The sequence below is a fragment of the Nocardia thraciensis genome (assembly GCF_054782435.1).
In genome coordinates this window covers 1-23910 of record NZ_BAAGSM010000002.1, presented here as the reverse complement: position 1 = coordinate 23910, position 23910 = coordinate 1, and the positions used below count along the sequence as shown (strand labels likewise).

Annotated in this window: 26 protein-coding genes; 10 read left to right on the top strand and 16 right to left on the bottom strand. The window is 66.5% G+C overall.

Annotation, left to right across the window (positions count from 1 at the left end; all coding sequences use genetic code 11):
- Positions 1–18: 18 nt before the first annotated feature.
- Positions 19–633: a YqgE/AlgH family protein gene (locus tag ACYVLQ_RS00395; protein ID WP_460695313.1), complete on the bottom strand. Its 615-nt coding sequence runs from the start codon at positions 631–633 to the stop codon at positions 19–21.
- 128 nt (positions 634–761) lie between these two features.
- Between ACYVLQ_RS00395 and ACYVLQ_RS00390 the strand changes: the two genes are divergently transcribed.
- Positions 762–1523: a lysophospholipid acyltransferase family protein gene (locus tag ACYVLQ_RS00390; protein WP_460695312.1), complete on the top strand. Its 762-nt coding sequence runs from the start codon at positions 762–764 to the stop codon at positions 1521–1523.
- A 4-nt stretch (positions 1524–1527) separates the two neighbouring features.
- On the opposite strand, the gene ACYVLQ_RS00385 is transcribed toward ACYVLQ_RS00390, so the two are convergent.
- The gene (locus tag ACYVLQ_RS00385) at positions 1528–1839 is read right to left on the bottom strand and encodes a GNAT family N-acetyltransferase (protein ID WP_460695311.1); all 312 of its coding nucleotides are present in this window, start codon (positions 1837–1839) and stop codon (positions 1528–1530) included.
- Positions 1840–1973: 134 nt separating this feature from the next.
- Here ACYVLQ_RS00385 and ACYVLQ_RS00380 point away from each other — a divergent pair, with 134 nt between their 5' ends.
- Positions 1974–3512 carry an alpha/beta hydrolase gene (locus ACYVLQ_RS00380; RefSeq protein WP_460695310.1) on the top strand — a complete coding sequence of 513 codons (1539 nt, stop codon included), beginning with the start codon at positions 1974–1976 and terminating at the stop codon, positions 3510–3512.
- Between the two features lie 350 nt (positions 3513–3862).
- Here the strand turns inward: ACYVLQ_RS00380 and ACYVLQ_RS00375 are convergent, their stop codons facing one another.
- The 4 genes from ACYVLQ_RS00375 to ACYVLQ_RS00360 form a co-directional block, all read right to left on the bottom strand.
- The gene (locus ACYVLQ_RS00375; RefSeq protein WP_460695309.1) at positions 3863–4849 is read right to left on the bottom strand and encodes a hypothetical protein; all 987 of its coding nucleotides are present in this window, start codon (positions 4847–4849) and stop codon (positions 3863–3865) included.
- Between the two features lie 23 nt (positions 4850–4872).
- Positions 4873–5352 carry a hypothetical protein gene (locus ACYVLQ_RS00370; protein ID WP_460695308.1) on the bottom strand — a complete coding sequence of 160 codons (480 nt, stop codon included), beginning with the start codon at positions 5350–5352 and terminating at the stop codon, positions 4873–4875.
- A gap of 66 nt (positions 5353–5418) precedes the next feature.
- A complete protein-coding gene (locus ACYVLQ_RS00365) occupies positions 5419–5676 on the bottom strand; it encodes a hypothetical protein (RefSeq protein WP_460695307.1) in 258 nt (85 codons plus the stop codon).
- Between the two features lie 8 nt (positions 5677–5684).
- On the bottom strand, positions 5685–6239 hold the full coding sequence (locus ACYVLQ_RS00360) for a hypothetical protein (protein WP_460695306.1): 555 nt from the start codon (positions 6237–6239) through the stop codon (positions 5685–5687).
- A gap of 272 nt (positions 6240–6511) precedes the next feature.
- Here ACYVLQ_RS00360 and ACYVLQ_RS00355 point away from each other — a divergent pair, with 272 nt between their 5' ends.
- Together ACYVLQ_RS00355 and ACYVLQ_RS00350 are read left to right on the top strand one after the other, a co-directional pair.
- Positions 6512–7852 carry a helix-turn-helix domain-containing protein gene (locus tag ACYVLQ_RS00355; RefSeq protein WP_460695305.1) on the top strand — a complete coding sequence of 447 codons (1341 nt, stop codon included), beginning with the start codon at positions 6512–6514 and terminating at the stop codon, positions 7850–7852.
- On the top strand, positions 7849–8448 hold the full coding sequence (locus tag ACYVLQ_RS00350; protein WP_460695304.1) for a GNAT family N-acetyltransferase: 600 nt from the start codon (positions 7849–7851) through the stop codon (positions 8446–8448). The genes ACYVLQ_RS00355 and ACYVLQ_RS00350 overlap by 4 nt, the downstream gene beginning before the upstream one ends.
- Here the strand turns inward: ACYVLQ_RS00350 and ACYVLQ_RS00345 are convergent.
- Positions 8445–8621 (bottom strand): hypothetical protein, encoded by a 177-nt coding sequence (locus ACYVLQ_RS00345; RefSeq protein ID WP_460695303.1) that lies wholly within the window; start codon positions 8619–8621, stop codon positions 8445–8447. The genes ACYVLQ_RS00350 and ACYVLQ_RS00345 overlap by 4 nt on opposite strands.
- Positions 8622–8757: 136 nt before the next feature.
- Between ACYVLQ_RS00345 and ACYVLQ_RS00340 the strand changes: the two genes are divergently transcribed.
- A complete protein-coding gene (locus tag ACYVLQ_RS00340) occupies positions 8758–9885 on the top strand; it encodes a glycerate kinase (protein ID WP_460695302.1) in 1128 nt (375 codons plus the stop codon).
- A gap of 14 nt (positions 9886–9899) precedes the next feature.
- On the opposite strand, the gene ACYVLQ_RS00335 is transcribed toward ACYVLQ_RS00340, so the two are convergent.
- The gene (locus tag ACYVLQ_RS00335) at positions 9900–10253 is read right to left on the bottom strand and encodes a winged helix-turn-helix transcriptional regulator (protein WP_460695301.1); all 354 of its coding nucleotides are present in this window, start codon (positions 10251–10253) and stop codon (positions 9900–9902) included.
- A 52-nt stretch (positions 10254–10305) separates the two neighbouring features.
- On the opposite strand from ACYVLQ_RS00335, the gene ACYVLQ_RS00330 reads away from it, so the two are divergent.
- Together ACYVLQ_RS00330 and ACYVLQ_RS00325 are read left to right on the top strand one after the other, a co-directional pair.
- Entirely contained in the window at positions 10306–11259 is a 954-nt protein-coding gene (locus ACYVLQ_RS00330) for an NAD(P)-dependent oxidoreductase (protein WP_460695300.1), read from the top strand.
- Positions 11256–12122 (top strand): NAD(P)-dependent oxidoreductase, encoded by an 867-nt coding sequence (locus tag ACYVLQ_RS00325; RefSeq protein WP_460695299.1) that lies wholly within the window; start codon positions 11256–11258, stop codon positions 12120–12122. Before ACYVLQ_RS00330 ends, ACYVLQ_RS00325 begins: the two co-directional genes overlap by 4 nt.
- 28 nt (positions 12123–12150) lie before the next feature.
- Here ACYVLQ_RS00325 and ACYVLQ_RS00320 read toward each other — a convergent pair whose 3' ends face one another.
- The 5 genes from ACYVLQ_RS00320 to ACYVLQ_RS00300 all read right to left on the bottom strand — a co-directional run bounded on the left by ACYVLQ_RS00320 (position 12151) and on the right by ACYVLQ_RS00300 (position 15385).
- Positions 12151–12393 (bottom strand): helix-turn-helix transcriptional regulator, encoded by a 243-nt coding sequence (locus ACYVLQ_RS00320; RefSeq protein WP_280264241.1) that lies wholly within the window; start codon positions 12391–12393, stop codon positions 12151–12153.
- On the bottom strand, positions 12383–13234 hold the full coding sequence (locus ACYVLQ_RS00315; protein ID WP_460695298.1) for an ABC transporter permease: 852 nt from the start codon (positions 13232–13234) through the stop codon (positions 12383–12385). The genes ACYVLQ_RS00320 and ACYVLQ_RS00315 overlap by 11 nt, the downstream gene beginning before the upstream one ends.
- The gene (locus ACYVLQ_RS00310) at positions 13231–14163 is read right to left on the bottom strand and encodes an ABC transporter ATP-binding protein (RefSeq protein WP_460695297.1); all 933 of its coding nucleotides are present in this window, start codon (positions 14161–14163) and stop codon (positions 13231–13233) included. Before ACYVLQ_RS00310 ends, ACYVLQ_RS00315 begins: the two co-directional genes overlap by 4 nt.
- Positions 14164–14315: 152 nt before the next feature.
- Positions 14316–14747 carry a type II 3-dehydroquinate dehydratase gene (gene aroQ, locus ACYVLQ_RS00305; RefSeq protein WP_460695296.1) on the bottom strand — a complete coding sequence of 144 codons (432 nt, stop codon included), beginning with the start codon at positions 14745–14747 and terminating at the stop codon, positions 14316–14318.
- Between the two features lie 29 nt (positions 14748–14776).
- Positions 14777–15385, bottom strand: coding sequence for a hypothetical protein (locus ACYVLQ_RS00300; protein ID WP_460695295.1), 609 nt, complete (start codon positions 15383–15385; stop codon positions 14777–14779).
- A gap of 276 nt (positions 15386–15661) precedes the next feature.
- Between ACYVLQ_RS00300 and ACYVLQ_RS00295 the strand changes: the two genes are divergently transcribed.
- A complete protein-coding gene (locus ACYVLQ_RS00295; RefSeq protein ID WP_460695294.1) occupies positions 15662–17338 on the top strand; it encodes an NTF2-like N-terminal transpeptidase domain-containing protein in 1677 nt (558 codons plus the stop codon).
- A gap of 292 nt (positions 17339–17630) precedes the next feature.
- Here the strand turns inward: ACYVLQ_RS00295 and ACYVLQ_RS00290 are convergent, their stop codons facing one another.
- The 3 genes from ACYVLQ_RS00290 to ACYVLQ_RS00280 form a co-directional block, all read right to left on the bottom strand.
- Positions 17631–18029 (bottom strand): DUF3054 domain-containing protein, encoded by a 399-nt coding sequence (locus ACYVLQ_RS00290; RefSeq protein ID WP_460695293.1) that lies wholly within the window; start codon positions 18027–18029, stop codon positions 17631–17633.
- Between the two features lie 37 nt (positions 18030–18066).
- Positions 18067–19224 carry a lysylphosphatidylglycerol synthase transmembrane domain-containing protein gene (locus ACYVLQ_RS00285; protein WP_460695292.1) on the bottom strand — a complete coding sequence of 386 codons (1158 nt, stop codon included), beginning with the start codon at positions 19222–19224 and terminating at the stop codon, positions 18067–18069.
- Between the two features lie 79 nt (positions 19225–19303).
- Positions 19304–20881 carry an adenylate/guanylate cyclase domain-containing protein gene (locus ACYVLQ_RS00280; protein ID WP_460695291.1) on the bottom strand — a complete coding sequence of 526 codons (1578 nt, stop codon included), beginning with the start codon at positions 20879–20881 and terminating at the stop codon, positions 19304–19306.
- Here ACYVLQ_RS00280 and ACYVLQ_RS00275 point away from each other — a divergent pair.
- Complete coding sequence (locus ACYVLQ_RS00275; protein ID WP_460695290.1) at positions 20880–22664, top strand: recombinase family protein; 1785 nt, start codon at positions 20880–20882, stop codon at positions 22662–22664. The genes ACYVLQ_RS00280 and ACYVLQ_RS00275 overlap by 2 nt on opposite strands.
- 14 nt (positions 22665–22678) lie before the next feature.
- Complete coding sequence (locus ACYVLQ_RS00270; RefSeq protein ID WP_460695289.1) at positions 22679–23689, top strand: AAA family ATPase; 1011 nt, start codon at positions 22679–22681, stop codon at positions 23687–23689.
- Positions 23690–23910 lie beyond the last annotated feature (221 nt).

Below are 23910 nucleotides of genomic sequence, written 5' to 3'. Positions count from 1 at the left end.
CACTAAGCGGATACGTACTCAATTGCGTTCTAGTTCGATCGGATGCGTGGCCAGCAGCGACAGCGGCAGCGGCTGGCGGCGTAGCACCTGCGCCCACAGATCGGTGCGGCCCGCGATCGGATCCGACGGCAGGGCCGACAGCACGATCCAGTCGCCGCGCTCCAGCTCCCCCTCCAACTGCCCGAACGTCCAGCCCGCGTAACCGGCGAAGACGCGGATCCCCTCCACCATCGGCCCGACCACCTCCGGATCGGAATCCAGATCCAGCAGCGCCACTCGGCCGTCCACCCGGCGCAGGCCCGCGGCCCGGTCGATGGGGGTGCCCACCTTCACCGTCGCCAGGCACAGCGCCGCATCCCGCTTCACCGGGCCGCCGATGTACAGCGCGCGCGGCTGCGCGGCCAGTTCCGCCCACCGCGGCAGCACGTCCTGTACCGCCGTCTCGCTGGGACGGTTGATCACCACGCCGAGACTTCCGGCATCGTTGTGCTCCACGATGTACACGACGGTGCGCCGGAACGACGGCTCGGTCAGGTCGGTGGCCGAGACCAGCAGCGTGCCGGGCCGGACCGCCTGTTCCTCGTTCCGGGATTCCCGTCTGGAGCGATCACCGTGTTCGTCTGCGCGTGACACCACGTCATCATCGCACCGCCGCTGGGGTTATGGCTCGTTGTTTCGCGCCGCCCTCGCGCCGCCCGTCGTGTAAGACAAATCACAGTGTTCGGTTGGGGCGGGCGAATGCGGGTCGTTAGGGTGGCCGCATGCAGCACCCCGAGGTGGTCCTCGACAACTGTGACGCCGTCTACGACTTCTATCGGGACCATCGGCAGAATCGCCTGAAGGCGCGGGGGGCCTACGCCGTGCTCGCGCGGCGCTACCGGCCGCGGATCGGTTATGCCGAGGGGGCCCGGGAAGGACTGCGGGAATTGATTTCCCAGGGGCGGCCGCTGCTGATCTCGATCAATCACCTGTCCCAGCAAGATCCGTACACCGTGGCGGCGGCGGCCTGGCGCAGCGGGCTGCGGCCGGTGATCGGGCGGGCCCGGGTGCTGGCCAAGGACGAGCTGTTCATCGATTCGGAGCAGCGCCGCAAGGTCGACATGATGGGCGGCATCCCGGTGTTCCGGGGCAAGGACCACGGGCTGCGCGCGGTGAACGCGGCGGGGCAGCGCATGATCGACATCTGCGCCGAGCGGATGGCGCGCGGTGATTCCATGGCGGTCTTTCCCGAGGGCACCTGCAACGACGTCGACCCGGCCCGCGTGCAGGCGGTCGGCAGCGGGATCGGGCACATCGCCTTCCGCGCGATGAAACTCGGCGCGCGGCCCGCCCTGGTCAGCATGGGCCTCAGCTACGGGCCGCGAGCCGATCCGACCGTGGAACCGACCGTCGAGGAGGCGAAGTCGGCCAGCTTCTACTTCGGGCCGCCGGTGCCCGAACTGCCCGCGCGGCCCGCCGAGATCGCCAGGGTCGTGCGCGACCAGCTCCAACTGGCCCTCGACGGCGCCGTGGCCGCCTACTGACCCCTCACTGCGGCAGGCCGAACCGCTCGCGCGCCCAGTGCGGCACCAGCGCCAGGTACTCCGGCCGCGACTCGACGAAATGACGCACCATCGGGCACAGCGGCAGGATGCCGAAGCCCTCGTCGCGGCTGGTGTCCAGCGCGGCCTGCACCAGCGTGCGAGCGTAGCCCTGACCGCTGTAGCGGGGGTAGATCTCGGTGTGGACGAAGGCGCGTTCGGCGGCGGTGTCCTGGTACTCCGCGATGCCGGCGAGACCGCCGTCCACATAGATCTCGAAACGATCGAGCTCCTTGTTGTTGCGAACCTCTGTCGACATGGCTCGACGCTACTGGCTCACGCGCGCAATATGTTCGATTGCGAGGGAGGACACGACGCGAGGCTCGAGTTGTGACGGCGTCCCCGGCCGCAGAGAATGCTTGTGGTCGAATGCGAGCGGAGAGAATGACGCGGATGATGACACGACGTACGGTGCGCTCGGTCGCCTGGGCATTCGCCGCATGCCTGGCGATGCAGTCGGCCGCTGTCGCGCAGGCCACCGCCGAGCCCGCGTTCGGCGCGTGTCCGGACGGCGCCGTGACACCCGACCGCGGCGCCGAATGCGCGGTGATCTCGGTACCGCGCGACTACGCGGCGCCCGACGGTCCGCGAATCGACGTGACGGTCAGCCGAATCCGGGCGACCGGCGACCGCCGCGGCGCGCTGTTCGCCAATCCGGGCGGCCCCGGCGCCGACGCCCTCGACTACTGGGCCCGGCGCTCGCCGGATCTGCCCGCCGAGCTGAACACCCACTACGACCGGATCGCGGTGCAGCCCCGGGGGCTGCGCTGGTCGACCCCGCTGGACTGCGGAAACGCCGAGCGCAAGGAACGCAGCGCCACCAAATCCGCCTGCGACAGCGCGCAACCCGGCTACGTCGAGACCGTCACCACCGAGAACACCGCCCGCGACATGGACGCCGTGCGGGCCGCGCTCGGGCTGGAGCGCATCGACTTCTTCGGCACCTCCTACGGCACCTATCTGGGCGGCGTCTACGCCACGCTGTTCCCGCAGCGGATCGACCACCTGGTGCTGGATTCCAGCGTCCATCCGGGCTGGGTGTGGAACGAGCAGTTCGCGCAACAGCAACTGGCCGGTAAGCAACGGCTCGACGACCTGTTCACGTGGATCGCCGACCACGACGCCGACTACCGCCTCGGCGCGACACCGCTTCGGGTCTACGAGAACTGGGTGCGGTTGGTGGTCGCGCAGGGCGGCGGCTGGTACGCCAACCTGACCCCGCCGCCCGCGTCGACCGCCGATCTGCCGGGCGAACTGCCCGAGCCGATCGCGCAGCTGGCGCGCGACGGATTCAACGGCGGACGAGACCAGATCGGGCAGCTGCAGAACCTGGTCCGGACGCTGGCCTCCGGCGGCACCTCGGCGCAGGTGCCGCTGCTGGCAGCCACCGCGGTCGCCACCTACACCCGGTCGTTCTGGCCTACCTTCGCCCGGGCCATGGCCGACGCCAACGCCGATCCCGCCGACACCGGGCAGCTGCGGGCCATCGAGGGCCTGACAGCCACCGACCCGACCGGCCGCAACGTATTCGCCGCCATCACCTGCAACGAGAACGCGATCCCCGGCCGGACGGAACTGCTCGGTGCCGCGGCGGCCACCGTCGCCTCCGGCGGCAGCGCTCTGAACGCGCGCGCCGACATGATCCGGTCCGGGGTCGCCTGCTCCGACTGGAATCCGGTGGGTGCGCCGGTCGCCATCGCCGATCAGGGGCTGCGCACTCGGCCGTTGGTGCTGCAGAGTCGGCATGATGCGGTCACCAAGTACGAGGGCGGGCCTGCTATGGCGTCGGCCCTGCGCGGCTCGCTGATCACCGTCGAGGGTGGGGATCACGGGACGTTCGGGCGGGGGAATGTGGCTTTGGATGAGGCGGTGTTGGGGTATTTGCGGACGGGGCGGGTGGGGGTCGACCATGTGGATCAGGCGCCGTTGTAACTGGTTGGGGTGGGGGTGTTGGCTGCCCGTTTCTCGGCGGCGCGTCGTACGACCGCCGCGGCTCTCCTGTTGGGGCCTGTTGTGCCGGAGGGATTTTCATAAACGTCCCGAATCGCTGCCCACATGACTGCGGTCCATCCATGGCGCGGGCCGTTCATACGAGACCTGCCCGATTCGGCGACATCCGGTGTGTGATAAGCGATTTCGTGCCAGGTCCATCCGGCCGCGTACAACGACTGCAACAGGAGAATCGCGCCGATGGCATAACCGCCGCCACCACTACCTGGTTCGCGGGCCGATCTCGCGCTCCCTGCCGCGTTCCTCCCGACCGCCGCGTGTCCGAGCCGCCTCTATTTCGTCGCGGGTCGGTGGTTCGACCCCTGGCGTCGGCTTGGTGACCCCGAGTATGTCGGCCGCTTCGCGTGCCATGTCGCTGCGCTGGCTCCTCGCCGCGGCTTCGCGTGACTCCCGTCCCGCTTGTGCGAGTCGGTCAGCTGCGTCGCGTTGCTGTTTCCATGCTGCCGCGTCGGCTGCCTCGCGAGCTTTCGCCTTTCCGGCTGACTCCGCTTCTCGCTGGCGTGCCTTCTCGGATGCGTCTGCTTCGGTTCGGACTCCCTTCTCCGCTGCCTGCGGTTCCCCGTGGCGTGCCAGCAGTTCTCCGAGGGTCGGGACTCCAGCGCAGCCTCACGCGCCGCTCTGGTACGTGCCTCGCGGATCTTCGCTTCCCGCTCCGCCCGCGTGCGCTGTTCCCGAGCTTCGCGTTCGGCCCGTTCGCGTCCCTCTTTCGCCCGTGCTTCCTTCTGCCGCTCGATCTCGCGGAGTCCCTCGAGCCGCTTCCTAGCACGTTCGGCGCGATCGAGTTTGTAGGCGTCGATGAGTTCGAGTTGCTGTCCGGCGAGACTCTTTTTGAGCTGGATGGCGCGTAGTGCGTCAGCGCGAGAAACGATCTCGTGGTGAAACTTTCCCGGGAAGTCGCGAGACATGTCTTGCATGTCGCCGAGCACTTTCTCGGGAACCTTCTCACCCTCGACCGTCTCCCAGGTGCTGTGCGTCACCTGGCCAGAGTCGAGTGCTGACCGCTCCACCCCGATCTGGCCGCGCGCTTCCCGCTCGTTGACTTGGCCCGATTTCCGTTCTACCGCTCGGACGCCGCGGCCCTCAGTGCGGGCCGAATCGAGTCGACGGCGCTGCTGGTCTTCTCCGACCCTGATTTCGAACTGACGCACCCAGCCTTTTTCAGGTGTTTCTCCCCGGATCTGCGCTCGCCCGAGTTCGAAGTACAGCCCCCGCTCATAGTTGGATAGGTTGCGCCGAACATTGTCGTATTCGTCGGGCACAGCGCCCCCTCGCTGGGTTTTGATCAGATGGCTTTACCAGCCGTCCGAATGGAGTAGTCGACCATCCCGGGGCCGTCGTCATCGAAAAGCCACCGTGCCATGGATTTCAGCGATGTCCCGTCTCCTGTTTCCGCGTAATGCACGGACGGGGTGAAATCGGAGTACAAGGGCCAGTCCGAAGCGGGCCTACTCGTCCAGGTCATTCCGGGATTCCGTCGTATGCAGCATTCGCCCAGGAAGCGAATGAACTGGTCGGCGCGATCCCGGTTCTCTGGAGCGTGCAATCCGTCCTGGTCGCCGAAAAGGTCTTTCGCGGCTTCGAGGAGGCTGATCAAGAGTGGACGTTTCCACCAGGTATCGGTTGAATAGTCGGCGATACCTGGCACGGTCTCGGCGAGGAACGTGCGAACCTGGGATTCCATACGTTCGGGCGCGGCCCACTCCAGGAATGCTTGGGTCTTGTCATCGAATTCGATATCGAAACCGATCTGATCGTCACTCACTCGTGGCTCCCTCTGCGCTGGGTTTGATTGGCCCTCACTGTATCGGCGGGTTAGGGCACGCCACGGCTAGCGGATTCGCCCCGAGTCCGGTTTGATCTTCCCGGCGTCGACGAGCGTCTGCCACGCGGCGTTCTTTTGTGGGCAGTCCTCCAGACGGCAGTCCCTGTGCTGTTGGGTAATCCGGTGTGCCTGGCCAGTCGTCAGCGGCCCGTCCGGCGCATCGTGTGTCCAGCCGATCACCGTCTTCTCCTTCTCGAGGCGGTCCTGGATCTCCTGCACGCTGGTACCGTCCCCTCCTCGATTGCGCCACCAGCCGAAACTCATTGCGACACCTAGCCTTCGGAGCCCGGGGACAACCGGGCCGCGAGCAGCTGGGAATCGGTCGTGCTGTCGGCCAGCCCGTCGAGCACATCCAGCAACGTCTGCAAGTCCGATCCGACCGGCTGTGACGGTTCGGTGATCGCTGGCGGAGGCTCCATGCCCCGGGCGGCGGCGCGCTCCTTCAACGTGTCGACCGGGGGATGGATCTTCCCGGCGCGAACCAGGCAGCTGTACGCGCTCGCCTTGCGAGAGCACGTATCAGCGCGACAACTGATGTGCTGGCGCATGATTCGGTGCGCCTCCGGCACAGTGAGTGGGCCTTCGGGATGCCTGTGGTCCAGTCCGGCGGTGGCGGGAAGCGTGGCCGCCCAGGTGTTCGGCGGGCTGACCGTCTCCAAGTCGAACATCTCGCACACCCGGCCGGGGTTGTCGTTCACCGTGGCGAGGTCGTAGACCACCACGGCCTTGGCGGTGAGCCCGGCCGCCATGCCGAGCCCGTACTCGATCGGGTCCGGAGAGTCGACCGGCGGGCGCACTGTGTACAGGACGATGTAGCCCAGCTGCACGGCATGACGTTGTGCCGCTAGCGCATGTTCCAGGGCTTTGGGTCCCGATATGTCGCTGCGCACCATGCATACCGCTGTTGGCTTGCCATCCTGTTCCACGGGATCCATGACTTCCTCTCGGCTCGGTCAGTGACCGGTACCCCGCCGCCTGGGAGCCGGGCCGGGGGATTGGCTACGACTCGGCGGCGGGGGCTAATCCGAGCGTCGTTTACCGCCCGGTCCGATACCAGGCACAGAACAGCGCCGAAGTAATACGCTTGCGATACGGTGCGTTGCTCGACGTGAACGGGGTGGCGATGATCGTCAGCAAATGGACGGGCGTGGAGGTCGAGGCCCTTCGGCTGGCGGCCTTGCGGTTGACACAGCAGCAGTTTGCAGAACGGCTCGGGTTCCAGCCGCCAACAGTTCGGAAGTGGAAGAAGGCCACCGTCGAGCGTCCGGTGCGCGGTGAGTCGGCGGAGGCGTTGGACACTGCGTTGGCGCGGCTTGACGACGAGCAGCGTGCACGCTTTCGGGCGGCCCTCGATAACGGGAACGTGGTCCGAGGGACGGACGATGGTCTGGCTGTCGGTGGCGACGTCAGCGGGCAGGGAGTCGAGGACGACGTGAAGCGGCGCGAGTTTGGGATCCTTTTGGGGGCGACATTACTCGCGCCGGATAGCGATTCCGAAGTCAGGTTGAGTCACATCGGGATCGGTGATGCTCAGCGATTGACCGAGCGTGTCGCGAGCTTCGCCGACCGCGAGAAGCGTGTTGGCGGCCCTGCGCTTGTGCAGGATGCGATCACCGAACTGGAGATAGCGCAGCACTTGCTGGAGACCTGTTCGTGCAACAATCAGGCCGGTCGAGCATTCATGAGCGCGGCCGGACAACTTGCCGCAACCGCCGGGTGGCTTGCCTATGACTCTGACATGCACTCGCTTGCCCGGCGGTGCTACGCCGATGCGTTCGCGTTGGCGAGTCAGGCTGGCGACGACGATCTCACCGTGCACGTTTGCCTCAACGCCGCGCATCAGTCGATAGCGTTGAGCAGGTTGGGCCAGAGCAACCCTCATCGAGCCCTCGGCTATCTCAATCGCGCCCGAGATCTTTCCCGCGGTCGTCCGCCGGGCCGAGTCCATGCCTTGATCGCCACGCGTGAAGCGCAGGCGTACGGCGTCCTCGGCGACCGGTCGGCGTTCGGCAAGGCGATCGCCACGGCATGGCGCGAACTGGACTCCGCTCTCGACCACGAGCCCCTCGACGAGTGCCCGCGACGGCTGCGATTCGTGACTCCCACCGAAATCCGCTGTCATGAGGCACGTGGTGTAGGTGACCTCGGCGACCTGGCGAAATCAGCCGACTTGGCTGCAGGATTCGCCCTAGAGCACGCAAGTGCCAGTAATGCAGCCAATTACCGTGCGGTTTGGGCGGCAACGCTCGCCAAGGTCGGCGACATCACAGGCGCTGTCACGCAAGGGAACTCGGTCCTGACCGACCTAGAGAGATCCGTGTCTTCCACGCGCACACTGAGGCTGCTCGACCCTGTTCGCGCTGCCGTCGAAGCAGCGCCAGACGGCGAGTTCAGACGGCGATTCGATGATCTGACGCGAAAGGTAGTGATCAACGTATGAGTACCGAGCAGTCGGCACGTTCCATCGAGGGCATCACCTTTCAGCGGTATACCGCTGCCGATGCACGCGAACTTCGGGACGACGTCGAATACATCTTTCGGGGCGCCTATGTCGAAGCGATCGAGTCGGGCAGCGCCTTCGCATCACCCGAGGCGTTCATGCACCGTTTCGACGCTTACACCGATGCCAGTCGTGGGCCCGGGTTCGAATTGGTGATGGCTCGAATCGTTGGCGGGCCATGCGGTCAGGCGTGGGGGTGGCCGTTGGGACCGGCCAGCCGGTGGTGGGATGGACTTCAATTGGATGATGGCGATATAGGCGCATTCACCGCCGAAGATGGCAGCCGCACTTTTGCTTTGAGTGAGATCATGGTGCGCACGGAGTTCACCGGACGCGGTATCGCTCGTGCTCTGCACGACGAGCTGCTCGGAGGCCGACCGGAGCGGCGGGCAACGTTGCTCGTTAATCCGAACAACCGTCGCGCCTACGACACCTACCTGCGGTGGGGCTGGCTACGTGTTGGCACGCTGCGCCCCAGTTGGCCCGACGCACCGCAGTTCGACGTACTGATCCGGGACCTCGGCGTCGACCATTAGAACACGGTCGAGGACCTGCGCGGCCGGACCGCGTACCCGGGCACCAGCTGGTTGAACACGGTCAGCGGTTCACGCCCATCGGCGTACGGGATCGAGAATGTGGCAATGCCCATCCACTCGCCGGAGTACGCAGGGATGTCGTGGGTTACGAGGCGGGGCCGCCAGCCGGTCATGGCTAGGCCGTCGCCGCCCGTACGGCTTGCTTCTTCGTCGCGTTGCAGGGTGGATTGGCTTGGGGCACGGCGGGCACCGAATGGATTTGGGTGGGGTTTGTGTGGACGGGGTGGGGCCGCGTCGCAGAATGGCGGGATGGCGAATGAGAGACCGTGGCGGGTGGTGCTGGCACCGGACAAGTTCAAGGGGTCGTTGACCGCGCCGCAGGTGGTCGAGGCGCTGGCGGGTGGGATTGGGCGGGTGGCGCCGGGCTCCGAGGTGCGGCGGGTGCCGGTGGCCGACGGTGGGGACGGGACCGTTGATGCGTTTCTGGCTGCGGGGTGGGAGCGCGTGGAGATCGCGACCGAGGGGCCGACCGGGGCACCGGTGGCCGCCGTCTATGCGGCGCAGGGGGATACCGCCGTGGTCGAACTCGCCGCAGTGGTGGGGCTCGCGAAACTTCCCGGCGGGCAACCGGATCCGATGCGCGCGAGTACGTACGGGCTGGGGCAGGTGATCGGGCACGCGCTCGATCGGGGTGTGCGTTCGATCGTGCTCGGCGTCGGCGGCAGCGCGTCCAGTGACGGTGGGGCGGGCATGCTGCAGGCGCTCGGGCTGCGGGTCCTCGATGCGGGCGGTGCCGAAGTACCCAGGGGCGGAGCGGCTCTCGCACGGGCGGCGCGGGTGGAGCGGTCGGCGCTGCACCCGGCGCTGGCCGACACGGCATTCACCCTGGCGAGCGATGTCGACAACCCCCTGCTCGGGTCCGAGGGCGCGGTGGCGGTTTTCGCGCCGCAGAAGGGTGCCGACCCCGAGCAGTGCGCGACTCTCGAAGCGGCACTGACTCATTGGGCGAAGCTGATCGATCCCGCATGTGCCGACCGCCCCGGTGCGGGCGCGGCGGGCGGTACCGGATTCGGCGCGATGGCGGTCCTCGGCGCCGTCGAACGTTCCGGGATCGACGTCGTGCTGGATCTGATCGACTTCCACTCGCGGTTGCGGGGCGCGGATCTCGTCGTCACCGGCGAGGGATCGCTCGACGAGCAGACCCTGCGCGGCAAGGCACCGGCGGGAGTGTGCCAGGCCGCCCGCGCCGCGGGCCTGCCCGTCATCGCAGTCGCGGGCCGTTGTCTACTCGGCGAGGACGAATTGCGCGCCGCGGGCTTCGCCGCCGCCTACACGCTCGCCGAACTCGAGCCGGATGTAGGCCGTTCGATCGCCCATGCGGCCCCGCTGCTGGAACAGCTCGGCGCTCGTCTCGCCCTCCGCCACCTGCGCCGCTGACCGGCGCGCGGGGGTCACACCGGGCTGAGTGCGCAGGAGAGCACGTGGTCGCGGTGCTTTTCGCCCCATTCCTCCAGCGGGCGGAGGGCGGCGGCCAGTTCCTCGCCGCGCTCGGTGAGTGAATACTCCACGCGCGGCGGCACCTCGGGATAGATCTCGCGGTGCACGACCCCGGCGGTCTCCAGGTGCCGCAGGTTCTCCGCGAGCACCTTCTCGCTCACGCCGTCCAGCAGCCGCCGGATCTGCCCGAACCGCTGCGGGCCCTCGCCGAGCACCCACATCAGGTGCAGCTTCCACTTGCCGCCGACCACATCGATGGCCACGGACATGCCGCAGACATCGTGAACTGCGTCACTGCTCATCGTCACCGTGGCCTCCTGACCTCATTTCGAACCTCGAGGTAAGCAACCGGCCCTCGACGTGCGGTCTTCCCGAGAATACCGGCAGCCGCCACCATCGGTATCCGGCGCCGATCCCGAATATGCGACTACCGAAGGATGCACGATGTCTCAGCGTTCCGTTTCCGTTATCGGCCTGGGCCCGATGGGGCAGGCGATGGTGAAGGAGTTCCTGGCCGCGGGTGTCGAGGTGACGGTGTGGAACCGGACTCCCGAAAAGGCCGATGCGATGGTCGAATTGGGTGCGAAGCGAGCCGCGTCGGTGGCCGAGGCGTTGGATGCCAACGAGGTGACGGTGCTGAGCCTGACCCACTATGGCGTGATGTACGACGTGCTGGGTCCGGCGGCGGATCACTTGCGCGGCAAGGTGATCGTGAATCTGTCCTCCGACTCGCCGGAAATGGCGCGCGAGGGTGCGGCCTGGGTACGCGAGCACGGCGCGCAGTCCCTGTCCGGTGGCGTCATGTCGGCGGGCGACAACATCACCCATCCGGCGTCCTACATTTTCTACAGCGGGCCGCGGGAGGTCTTCGACGCGCACGCCGAACTGCTGCGCCCGCTCAGCCCGCAGGAGTACCTCGGCACCGACGACGGCGTCTCGCAGGTCTTCTACCAGGCCCTGCTGACGATCTTCCATCCCTGGATGCTGGCCTACGACCAGGCCCTGGCGGTGATCCAGAAGTCCGGCCACGACATCGATCAGTTCCTGCCCTTCGCGCAGCGCTCCAGCGAGGCGTTCCCGTTCTTCATGGCGGAGTACGCCGCGGCGGCCAAGGCGGGCGGCTGGGGTGATGTGGCGGCGTTCAAGATGATGGATGCGGGCGCGCAGCACATCATCGACGCCAGCGAGGAGGTCGGTGTGGACGCGACCCTGTCGCACCAGGCTCAGGCGATCTGGCGCAAGGCGCTCGCGGCCAGCGAGCAGACCGGTCGTCCGGTCTCCGTCTTCGAGCTGATGCGGGGCGGCAAGGCATGACCCGTTCGGTATCCCTGATCGGCCTGGGGCCGATGGGTCAGGCGATGGTGAAGCAGTTCCTGGCGGCCGATATAGAGGTGACGGTGTGGAACCGCAGCCCCGAAAAGGCCGACGCTATGGTCGAATTGGGTGCGAAGCGAGCCGCGTCGGTGGCCGAGGCGTTGGATGCCAACGAGGTGACGGTGCTGAGCCTGACCCACTATGGCGTGATGTACGACGTGCTGGGTCCGGCGGCGGATCACTTGCGCGGCAAGGTGATCGTGAACCTGTCCTCCGACTCGCCGGAGAAGGCCCGCCGCGGCGCCGCCTGGGTCGGTGAGCGTGGTGCCCGATTCCTTTCCGGCGGTGTGATTTCCGACGGCGACACGATGACCACCCCGACCTCCTACATCTTCTACAGCGGACCGCGGGAGGTCTTCGACGCGCACGCCGAACTGCTGCGGCCGCTGTGCCCGCCGGAGTACATGGGCGCGGATCCCGGTCTGTCCCAGGTGTTCTACCAGGGCCTGCTGATCCTGATGCACCCGCTGATCCTCGCCTACGAGCAGGCGATGGCGACGATCGAACGCTCCGGCCAGCCCATCGACCGCTTCCTCCCGTACGCGCAGCGCTTCCTCGACAGCATGGGCACCTCCTTCGCCGTCTTCGCCGAGCTCGCGAAAAGCGGTGGGTGGGGCGATATCGCGACCATGCGGATGATGGACGCGAGCGCGCAGCACGCCGTCGAGGCGAGCGAGGACGTCGGGGTCGACGCCGCGCTGGTGCGGACCGCGCAGGACTATTGGCGACGGGCCCTCGCGGCCACCGAGGCCACCGGAGAACCGGTTCCGACCCTCCGCTTGATTCGCGGCGACGCGGCATGACGCCACCGCGAGCGGATCGTGGTACCGCTCAGGCGGATTCGGAATTCGAGCCCAGACGCGGGAAGGGGGCGGTGGAGAAGACCACCTCCACCGCCACCCCGAAGTACTCCGAGATCCGCAGCGCCAGATGCAGGCTCGGGCTGTACTCGCCGCGCTCGAGGTAACCGATCGTCTGGTAGTGCACGCCCAGCGCCTCGGCCAGCTGCCGCCGCGAGATGCCGCGCTCGGCGCGCAGCATCGCGATGCGGTTGTAGATGACCTCAGTAGGCACGCTGCATGGCCTTCTCGCGGCGGGCCGCCACGCTCGATCCGGATTCGCGGCGAGCCATGCGCCGCAACACGACCGGGGCCAGCGCCAGGCCGAGCACGGTCCAGATGCCCAGTACGCCGAAGGTCTCCCAGTGTCGCCAGGACTGGCCCAGCTCGACGACCGCCGCCTCGTCGGGGAGGATCGCCGAACGCATCCCCAGGCCCAGCCAGTAGATGGGGAACACTTGCGCCAGACCCTGCACCCAGCCAGGCATGGACGTGATCGGATAGAAGATTCCCGAGACCGCGATCAGGCCCATGACCGGCATCATCGCGAATCCCACGTTGCGCGGGTTCTCGAAGATCGAGCCGAAGACCGCGCCCATCGGCAGTGTCGCCAGCATGCCCAGCATGAAGACCCAGACCAGGGTCGCCCAGGCGCCGACCCTGCCGAGATCCAGTCCGCCGACGATGATGCCGCCGACGATGAGCATGACCACCACCTGAACCAGCAGCGTGCCCGCGGTGGTGATGATCTTGCCGATCAGATACCCGACCATGCCGTTCGGAGTGGCCTTGGCGCGCAACAGGGTTCCGTCCTCGCGGTCCACACTCAGGAACTGCGAGATGCCCATGAGCCCGCTGGACGCCACCAGCATGCCCAGCACGCCCGGCAGGGCCAGGGCGCCCAGTCCGATGCCGGTCTGGCCGAACTGCCCGTCGCGCATGAAGAACAGCGCCACCAGGATGAGCACGGGCCAGAAATACTGCATGAACAGATCCTGGCCGTTGGTGAGCATCTGCCGGATCTCGATCAGCCCCTGCGACACCCCGGCGCGCGCGGCCACCAGCATCGGAGTCATCGGGTCACCTCCTCGAGGGTATGGATCTCGGCGTCGTCGCCCTGGCCGGTCTCGAAGCGCTGCACCAGCGTCATGTAGGTGTCCTCCAGCGAGGCCCGGCGCACCTCGAGTTCGCCGATATCCTCGCCGTACTGCTTGAACAGTTCGTAGACGAACTTGGTCGACTCGGTGGTGGTGTGCACGAAGCGCTGCCCGTCCCGGGTCCAGGTGATCTCGGCCTCGCCCGCGATGCGCCGCGACAGCTCGTCGGCCGAGCCGTCGGCGATGATGCGCCCGCCCGCCAGTACGAGGATCCGGTCGGCGAGCTTCTCCGCCTCGTCCAGGTCGTGCGTGGTGAGCATGATCGTGGTCTGCTCGTCGTCGGCGAGCCGGTGCATCAGATCGTGGAACTCGCGGCGCGCCTGCGGATCGAAACCGGCGGTGGGCTCGTCGAGGAACAGCAGCTCCGGCCGCCCCACGATGCCGATGGCCACGTCGAGACGGCGACGCTGGCCGCCGGACAGGCTGCTGACCTTGGCGCCGGACTGCTCCGTCAGCCCCACCGCCGCGATCAGCTCGTCGGCGTCCCACGGGCGCCGGATCGCCGCTGTCGAATACGGCCCGTAATACGAGCCAAGATTGGACAGCAGTTCCCGCACCCGCCAGCGACCGTGGTCGCGCCAGGACTGCAGCACCACCCCCATGCGCGCCCGCCAGGCCTCGTCGCCGTGGGCCGGGTCGGTGCCGAGCACCGTCACCTGCCCCGCCGAGCGCATCCGGAAGCCCTCCAGGATCTCGATCGTGGTGGTCTTGCCCGCGCCGTTGGGGCCCAGCAGCACCAGGACTTCGCCGCTGCGGGCCTGAAAAGTGACGTCCTGCAACACATCCCGAGTGCCGTACCGCATCCGCAGACCTTGGACGTCGAGTACGACTTCGTCGCCTACCGTCATCCTGCCCTCCGTAGTAATTCCAGGATGGGCCGTAGCATACCTACTACATTTTGGGATGAACAAGGGAAATTACGGCGCGACCATCTGCCGGGAACGCAAAGCAGGGCGCGCCGGGACAGGTGGGTGTGTCGGGGCGCTCCCAGACGGTCGAACTACGTTCGGGTGCAGAGGAATTCGATGGCGGCCGCGTAGCCGTGCACGCCCATGCCCGCGATCACGGCGGTGGCGATGGGGGAGATGTAGGAGTGATGCCGGAATTCCTCGCGGGCGTGCACGTTCGAGATGTGCACCTCCACGATCGGGACCTCCGGGATGACCAGCGCATCCCGCAGGGCCACGGAGGTGTGGGTGAGGCCGCCCGGGTTGATCACCAAGCCGGATGCGGCGCCGCGCGCGGCGTGGATCCGATCGATGAGCGCCCCTTCGGAATTGGACTGGAACGCGGTGATCTCCCGGTCGAACCGGGCGGCCGTGGCGCGGCACAGCTCGACGACGTCGTCGAGGGTCTCCGAGCCGTACACCTCGGGCTGCCGGGTGCCCAGCATGTTCAGGTTCGGGCCGTTGAGCACGAGGATCGGTGCCATGCCGGACACCCTATCGCTGTAACGGCCGGTTACAGCCCGCGCGGCCCCTCGGCGCGCAGGTCGTCGACCTTGCGCATAGCCGTGCGCAGCTCCTCGAGCCATTCCTCGGCGTGCTCGCCCGCCAGCTTCACCGTCCAGGCCAGGGCGTCGGCGCGGGACCGCGCCACCCCGGCGTCCACCAGCGTGTCCAGCACCTTGCGCTCCGGCTGGCGCAGCCTGGTCATGACCGGAACCGCCAAGTGGGTGAACAGGATCCGCTCCCCGTCCACCGAGACGCCCCAGGCGACGCTGCGGCCGAACCGGGCCTGCGCCTCCTGCGCGATCTGCATGCGGGCGGGACGGGTGGACTCGCGGAAGCGGGCGACGAGCCCCTCCTTGGTGGCCCGGGGGACCTCCTCGGTCGGCTGTTCGGTATCGGCCGGGGTCTGCTTCTCCGCCGCCGATTCCCCCTTCGGGATCGGCAACTCGCCGATGACGACGATCTCGTCCCGGTCGATGTCGATCGTCGGCGTCCCGGTGAACCACTCGCTCGGCAATCTTCCGGCGAACCAGTCCGGCACCTCGGCGGCATCCGGCAGATCGGCCTGCTGCCAGCCGCCCGGGCGGCCGAATCCCCGGCCGCGCATTCCGTGTCTCATGGTGCTACCTCGCTTACCCTCCATGAGGTGTAACAATGATTACAAGATTACTCCACTTCGGCGAGATCGAATTCCGCTCTCGGAGAACGGTTCCGGGACGGCCGCACAGTGAACACGGCTAACGATTTCGGGGCCGCTGCATAGGATGTCGGGATTTGGGCATTATTCTGGTGCTGAGCATGGAGAATGCGGACGGCGCCAACCCGGCGCCGGGTCAGTTCTTTTCGGGTACCGTTGGTCTTGTTGCTGGAGTGACAAGAGTGAAGAGTGGGCGATATGGATGTGTGGGGATCCCGCCGCATTCGCGTTCGGGGCGCAGTGGCGGTCGCGGGCGCGATCGTCCTGGCGATCGTGACGGGATCGTGCGGCTTGAACGACAAGCCGAACAGCCCCGAGGCGGTCGTCAAGAAGTTCACCCAGCTGCTGGACGATAAGGACGCGAGCGGCGCCGCCCAGCTGACCTCATACCCCAACGGCGCCGAGGCTACGCTGGCGAAGGTGTTCGACGGGCTCAATCCCGGCAAACCCGATTATCAACTGGCCCAGTACATCGGCCTGGACGACAGCTCGGCCATGTTCAACCTGAAGGCCAACTGGAACTTCGGCCCCGGCAAGGATTGGACCTACGATCTGCAGGGCTCGATCCGCAAGCTCGCGATCGGCTGGCGAATCTCCTGGGAGCCCAGCGTGGTGGTGCCGCAGCTGAACAACCAGCGCGGCGTCAAGCTGGTGCGCACCGATGCGCCCCCGCCGAAGGTCAACGACAACGCGGGCAACACGCTGATGACCGAGCAGGTGATCAACGTGGTGAAGCTGGATCCGGCGAAATTACCCGACCCGGTGGCCTCGACCAATGCCCTGGCCGCTGCCATCGCCCCGGTGGCGCCGCTGATCACCGGGCCCTCGCTGATGCAGCAGTTGTCGACCTCGCAGGGCAAGCCGATCGTCGCGGTCCAGCTGCGCGAGGACGATTTCGCGATCCTGGAACCGCGGATGGCGCCGATCCCCGGCGTGGTCCTGGAGAAGCAGCCGCGGCTGATCGTCACCGATCGCCGGATCTGGTCGCCCATGCTCGACGGCTTACGCAAGGTGTGGCAGGAGAATCGGGATCAGCACGCGGGCTGGGGCGTGAAGCTGTTCGAGGCAGACGGCCGCCCGGTGACGCAGCTCGCCGGGCAGCAGGGTCCGCCCGGTCCGGATATCGCCTCCACGCTGGATCAGAAACTGCAGCGGGCCGCCGAGGACGCGGTGGTGAGCGCGGGCACCCCGGCCTCGATCGTGGCGATCCAGCCTTCCACCGGCGCCGTCGTGGCCGCCGCGCAGAACACCTACGCCACCGAGCAGGGGCCGGTCGCTTTCACCGGCGCTTATCCGGCGGGTGGCATCAGCGAATTGTTCAAGCAGGTCGCGGCGATCACCAAGAAGAAGGCGCCGCAGGACGTCTCGGTGCAGGACGCGGCCGAGGGAGCGGCGATGCTGGGCGTCGGCATCGGCTTCAAGGTGCCCGGGCTCGACCAGACCACGGGGCGGCTGCCGATCGGCGGACGCGGGGTCGAGCAGGTGCGCCAGGGCAGCGCCGACCCGATCCTGGCCAGCCCGTTCGGGATGGCCATCGCCGCGGCGGCCATCTCCCGCGGCGGGGTGGCGCCGCCGATGATCGAGATCGGCCGCCCGTCCACCACCGAGGCCGAGCTGACTCCGCTGCCCGACGACGTGCTCCAGCAGCTGCGCCGCATGCTGACCGACGACGCCGCCGGGGGTCCGGAGTTGGCCTCGCTGCGCCGGTACGCGGGCGTCGCCGCCTACGCCGCGACCGCGGGCACGAGCGGCTGGCTGCTCGCCAACATGGGCGACCTCGCCTTCGCGATCCACATCGACAACGCCGACAGCGGCGACGCCACCTCCCGCATGGCCTCCCGCATGCTCCAGTCACTCGCCGCCCCCGACCAGTAATTCCCTCGCCATCCCGGCACCTGAGGTCCCTCGCCGTATCGGTACGCAAGTCGTTCGTCCTCCCGGTACGTAAGGCCCCGCGTCGTCCCGGCGTCAACGTCCGCGTTGTCCCGGCGTCAACGTCCTCGTTGTCCCGGCGTCAACGTCCTCGTCATCCCGGCATGAACGTCCTCGTCATCCCGGCACTTACGTTTCTGGTCGTCGCGGCATGAACGTCCTGGTCGTCGCGGCATGAACGTCCTGGTCGTCCCGGCATTTACGTTTCTGGTTGTTCCGGCATGAACACCCCTCGTCATCCCGGCATGCTTTTGGCCGGGAGGAGGGCGCGCCAGGCCGCGCGCCAGCCGAGCAGGAACAGGGCCAGGACGGTGGCGGCGACCATGATGAAGCTGACCGCCGTGCCCTGGCCGCTGATCACGCGCAGGGCCATGCCGATGATCAGGGTGGCCAGCCATACCACGACGCCGGTAGGCCACAGTGCACGAGCGTCGAACTGCCGCAGCGCGGTGGCGATTTCCCCGCGCGCGCCGATCCACGCTGACAGCAGCCAGCCCGCGACGAGCCCGGTACCGAACGGCCACAAGGTACGTAGTAGGCCGGTGACCACTGCCTCGTGGTGGCTGCGCCGGCCGATCGCGCAGAACACGATCACAAACAGGGCGTCGACCACGAACGGCACCAGTTTCTTCACGCCGACAGGGTAATCGGGGGAACGGGCAGCGCGGCCGCTAGGTGTCCTCGCCCTCGGCCTCACGTTCGGGCCGCGGCCGCTTCTCGTTCAGCAGCCGCTTTTCGGCCAGCATCGCTGAGCGCTGCTCGAACTCCTTCTCGAACTCGGCGTCCTCGGCCTGCGGCTTGCGGAACAGGAACGCGAACACGATCCAGCCGATGATCGCCACCAGGATGAAGCTGACCATGCGGTACATGACTCCCGCGGCGACGGCCTGGGCGGCCGGAAGCCCGGCGGCGGCGGTGAGCGCGTAGAACAGCGTGGCGTCGACGTAGACGATGCCGCCCGGGGCGAACGGAATGGTGGCGACCGCCTTGCCGACGCTGAACGCGATCAGCAGCCCGGCCCATCGCGGTTCGGCGCCGACGGCGTAGCAGGCCGCGCCCAGGCAGGCCACATCGCCGAGGCGGTGCATCAACGCGAACAGCGTGACCATGACGCCGTCGCGGCGGCCCAGGTCCACCGACTCGAGCTGGTGCAGGATCTCGTGCACCCGGTCCATGCCGTCGTCGAGCCGATGCCGCCGAATCCGATTGACCAGGTGCAGGATCCGGCGAGCCAGCGACTCCAGCGAGCCCGGATTGCCGGAGATGTAGTTGCCCGCCCACACCAGCGCGATCACGCCCGCGATCGGCAGCACCAGCTTCCACGGCCCGACCTGGTCACCGGCCAGCAGCGCGCCGCCCACGCCGAGCAGCACCATGCCCGCCGCCGCGACGACACCGGAGATCACCAGCTGCCAGGAGGCCACGATCGGGCTCGCGCCCCAGCGCCGGGTCTGGCGGTAGGTGAACGCGGTCGAGAAGACCTGACCCGCGGGCAGCGTCACCGACATCGCGGTGGCGCCGTACACCACCGCCACCGACTTGCGCTGACTGACGCGCACGCCCCCCGCGTACAGCAGCTGTTTCTGAATGCGGCCGAAGCCGCTCATCGATACCGCCTGCATCAGGACGCAGGCCGCGACCCATCCCCAGTGGATTTCGGTGAGGCTGCGCCACGACTCGTGCAGCCGGGGCCACATATAGATGCCCTCGCCGATCAGCAGCGCCGACAGGGCCAGCCCGAGAACCCATTTCAACCACCAGAACCGCCCGCGGCGACCCGGTTCGGCAGGCGATCCCGGGTCGCCGGCTAGTTCACCATGGGCCCTCACGCCCGTCAGCCTAACTGGCGGCGTATATCAGGAGCAGCCCCCGTTTCGAGGATGCGCGTCGTAGGGATGATCCGGCCGGTCAGTCGACCATTGTGTCCGGCTGCCGCCCGGATTCCGCCGCGGATTCCTCGACGGGCCGCTCGTCGGCGGGTTTCGGCCAGGCCAGCCGGGTCTTGCGGCGACGACCCCGCAGCTGCACCTCGTCGCCTGATTCCCAGTGCCGTTGTTCGTGGTCGTCGGCGAAGTACAGCGCGCTGCCCGAGCCGAGTACCCGGCCCGGATACTCCTTGGCCAGCTCGGTGAGCCGGGAAGCCTCGTTGACGGGATCGCCGATCACGGTGTACTCGAACCGGTTTGCGGCGCCGATATTCCCGGCGACCGCCAGGCCCGCCGACACGCCGATGCCGATATCCAGGCCCGGCACCTCGCGCAGCGCCTCGCGCAGTTGGCGGGCCGCGGTGAGCGCGGCGGTCGGTGCGTCCGGGCGGTCCAGGGGCGCCCCGAAGATCGCCAGCGCGGCGTCGCCGACGAACTTGTTGATCAGGCCGTTGTTGCGGTCGACGACGTCGACGACGATCCGGAAGAACTCGTTGAGCAGGCTCACCACCTCGGTCGGCGGCCGCTCGGCGGCGGTGGCGGTGGAGCCGACCATATCCACGAACAGCACGGCCACGAAGCGCGTCTCGCCGCCCAGTTCGGTGCCGAATTCCAGGGCCCGCCGCGCGACCTCCTCGCCGACGTGCTGGCCGAACAGCTCCTGCAGCTCGCGACGCTGCGCGGCCTCCTCCATCATCCGGTTGAAGCCGACCTGCAGCAGCCCGATCTCGCTGCCGTCGAACACCTCCACCTGCACGTCGCGCGCGCCCTCCTGCACGCGGTCGATGGCCTGCGAGAGCTGGCGCACCGGATCGGAGATGCTGGAGCCGGTCAGCATGGACAGCGCCAGCGCCTGCATGATCACCACACCGCACAGCAGCAGGATCGACACCGCCAGCGACCGCGCCGAGAACTGCACCTGCGAGGTGATCTGGGTGACGCACAGCAGCACGATCGCGATGGTCGGCGCAAAGGTGCCCATGCCCCAGGTCATCGCCATCCGGGTGCCGACGCCCGGGGTGAGGGTGTGGTCGAAGGTCCCGGTGGACAGGGCGTGCGCCGCGACCGGGCGCATGATGCGCTCGCCGAGCATGTAGGTGAACCCGAACACGATGGTGGCGGCCATGCATTCGGTGACGATCACCGCGCCCGCCAGCTCCGGGGTGTCCACGATGATCGTCGCGGCCAACACCGCGCCGCCGACCAGCCACAGCGCCAGATGCACGATCGACTGCCGCAGCGGCGCGTGCAGCGCGGCCATCTGCTCCTGCCTGCTCGGCGGCCCGCCGCGCAGCTGCCAGCGCATCACCGGGCGCAGCATCAGCGCCGCGGCGGCCAGGCTGAGCGCGCCGCCCACCACGAAGACCGTCACCGGGACCACCAGCCCGGTGCGGCGCACGCCGGTCGGCGCGCCCTCGGGCGCGGGCAGGCCGTACTGAATGAACGCGTACACGAGAATCGCACCGAAGGCGTTGGCCGCCAGCGTCGATGCGAGGTACAGCGGCCAGCGCGTTCGCATGGTCTGTTTGACCGCTTCCAAGTTCTGAGATAGTTCCTTCATGGCATCTCAGCAGCTACTACGCGCGGTCGTCGGCGCGCGTGTGTCCGTAGTCCAAGGACCCCAGAAGGTCAGCCACATAGCCCAACACGCTACCGGCGTTCGGTGGACCGAGGACAACGGAGCGGATGTCGTCGGCACCTTCCTAGACCTGGACGTGTCGGCAACGGTCTCCCCGTTCGACCGGCCGGACTTGGGGAAGTGGTTCAAGGTGGACCTCCGGGGCACCTGGGATGTGATGGTCTTCTCGAAGATTGATCGCGCCTTTCGGTCAATCTCCGATGCCGTGGAGGTAGCGAAGTGGTGCAAGGACAACGGCAAGATGCTGGTCTTCGCTGAGGACGGTCTCAAGCTCGATTATCGGCCTGGCACTAATTCTGCCTCGTTTGAGGGGATGATGGCTGAGCTTTTCATCTTCCTTGGTGCGTTCTTCGGGCAGTTGGAGCTGGCCCGGTTCAGCTCTCGGGCCAAGGATGCTCATTCGGTCTTGCGGTATACGGACCGCTGGGCCTCCGGTGTAGCGCCTTTGGGCTTCAAAACGGTAGACCACCCCAGCGGCAAAGGGAAGGCCTTAGAGACGGACACAGAGGGTAAGGCGATCCTGCACAAGATGGCGGGCAAGCTCCTGGAGGGCTGGTCTTTCAGCGCAATAGCTATCTGGCTCAACGAAAGCGGGATATGCACAAGTGCTCAGCGCGAGCGAGTCAGGAAGCACGCAGAACTAAAAGTCGAAGGTAAGAAGGTGAGAGGGAATGCCGAGATGCCTTGGACCGTGTTCACGGTCAAGGGCGCTCTTACTGGCATGAACACACAAGGCTATAAGGTCAAGACGGACGGCACACCTCAGCTCATGCCGGACGGGAGCCTTGTTCGGGTTGGGCCGCCTACGTTTGATGACGATACTTGGTCCCAGATCCAGGCTGCGGCGGCTCTACGCTCGCGTGAACCGAGGTCGAAGACCAAGACCAAGAACAAATATCTCGGGATAGCGTATTGCAGTTGTGGGGCATCAATGGTCCAAACTTTCGATACACGACCGAGTGCTAATGGCGCACCGAGGAGTGTCGCGTACTACCGGTGTGGCCGGACTCCGAAACGATGCCCTAACACCACGGTTCGTCTCGACGCTCTCGATACTGTGGTGGAGAAGATGTTTCTAGGTGTATACGGAAACACCGAGGTAGCTACTCGGGTTTTCGTGCCAGGGGAAGATTATTCACACGATCTGGAACTGGTCAATACCACGATTGCCAGGCTACGCCGTGAGTCCGACGCCGGTCTTATCGTGGGAGAGGCTGACGAAGCGGAATACATGGATCGTATGGCCGCCCTGGTGGCCCGCAGAACAGATTTGGAATCAAAACCAAGCCGTCCCGCTAAATGGGTCGACCAGGGTACTGGAAAGACTTATGCGGAAGTTTGGGCCGACCCAGAGACCAACCGTCAGCAGGTTTTGATAGATGCCGGAGTGAAGTTGCATATAGCGACGACGAAGCCACTCGTCATGGAAATCGAGCTAGCGCCAGCTGACGCGAGTCTTGGGCGCGGCCAAACAGAACTGCATACGACATTCGACGCTATGACGCGCAATGACATTGCGGCCATGGATCTCAGCGGCACTGAACATATGCCCAAACCCGTAGAGGGTCACACGTGGCATCAGCCGATGGAGGGTGTGTGGGTGCTCACCTCCGACGCGATCATGGCTGAGCGTGAACGGCGGGAGTTGCGTCGTGAGAAGATCGCAGAAGAGTTCGCGTATGGCCCAGGCGACTGGGACGAATAAGGGGTGATGGATAGGTGACAGAACTTGATCAACTGACCGAGGAACAAGAGGAACAGCTAGCACTTTGGGAAGCGCAGCAGAAGTTTCGTGCGTACTCGCTGGCTGAAGCTACGGAGGCGGCCGAGGAACAAGGCGATTGGCTGGTTCCTGGCCTGATTGGGTCCACTTCTACTCTGGTCTTTGGTGAGGCGAAGGTGGGTAAGTCATGGCTGATAGCGCACCTTATCGGCGCATTGCTGACCCGTGGCAAGTTCTTGGATGTCCAGGTGCCAGATGAACAGTTCTCGATCGGTATCGGATATACCGATGACGCCGGACACAGAGAATATGCCAAACGGATTGGTACGGCAGTAGACGGCACCGATCACCCGGTATCGCTATATCCGCTGCGGATCATGCAGCGCGAAGACTGGGATGACCTGTTTCGAGTATTCAAGGATGCTGGGCATAACGTCCTGGTGATCGACAACCTGACTCAGATTCTCGATGGTTCGATGGTGGATGACGATGTGATCCGCCAGTGCTTCGATGGAATCCGGACGTTCACCCGATCGGATATTCCTGTGGTGATCGTCGGTCATGCGACCGATTCTCCGAGCAAGAACGGATGGAAACCGAATCGGCCGATGGGATCGGCCGCTATCTCGCAATCGGTTCGATGGCTGATGCAAATCCGTCCCGGCAGGGGCGGTAATCTAGATGTAAAGACCTACGGCAATATCGACCATGGTCGGAGCTTCACTATCCGCCCGGGCACGGGTGTTCAGTTCGATGTGGTGGCAGTAGACACCGACGAAAAGAGCGCCGGTAGGAACCGAACGGCACAGACGCTCGACAAGACGAAGGACCAAGCCCGATTCGTAATCGAGAATTGCCAAGGTATGAGCCGGAACATGGCTGCCCAGAAACTGGCAGAGAACTTCGATGGAGCTGTCGGGACGCACAAGAACTCTCTCACCCGAGGCCGGTTGTCCAAGCTTGTCCGGCAGGCCGGTACGGGTTGGGAGTGGGTGGAACATCGGTAGGTCAGAGCTATTCCACCTCCATGACGTTACTGCTGGTCAACGACATCTCAGGGTGGAACACCCTAATATTCCACCTGTCAGGGTTTCCGCAGGTCAACGGCAGTGGAACAGTGGAACTGGAATCCCTAATAGGTGGGTTCGCTACGCTCTCCCGACCTTAGACCGTGTCTTACGTGGTTGTGATCCGGTTCGGATGCGTCGGATCCGGTTGTGCTGCATGA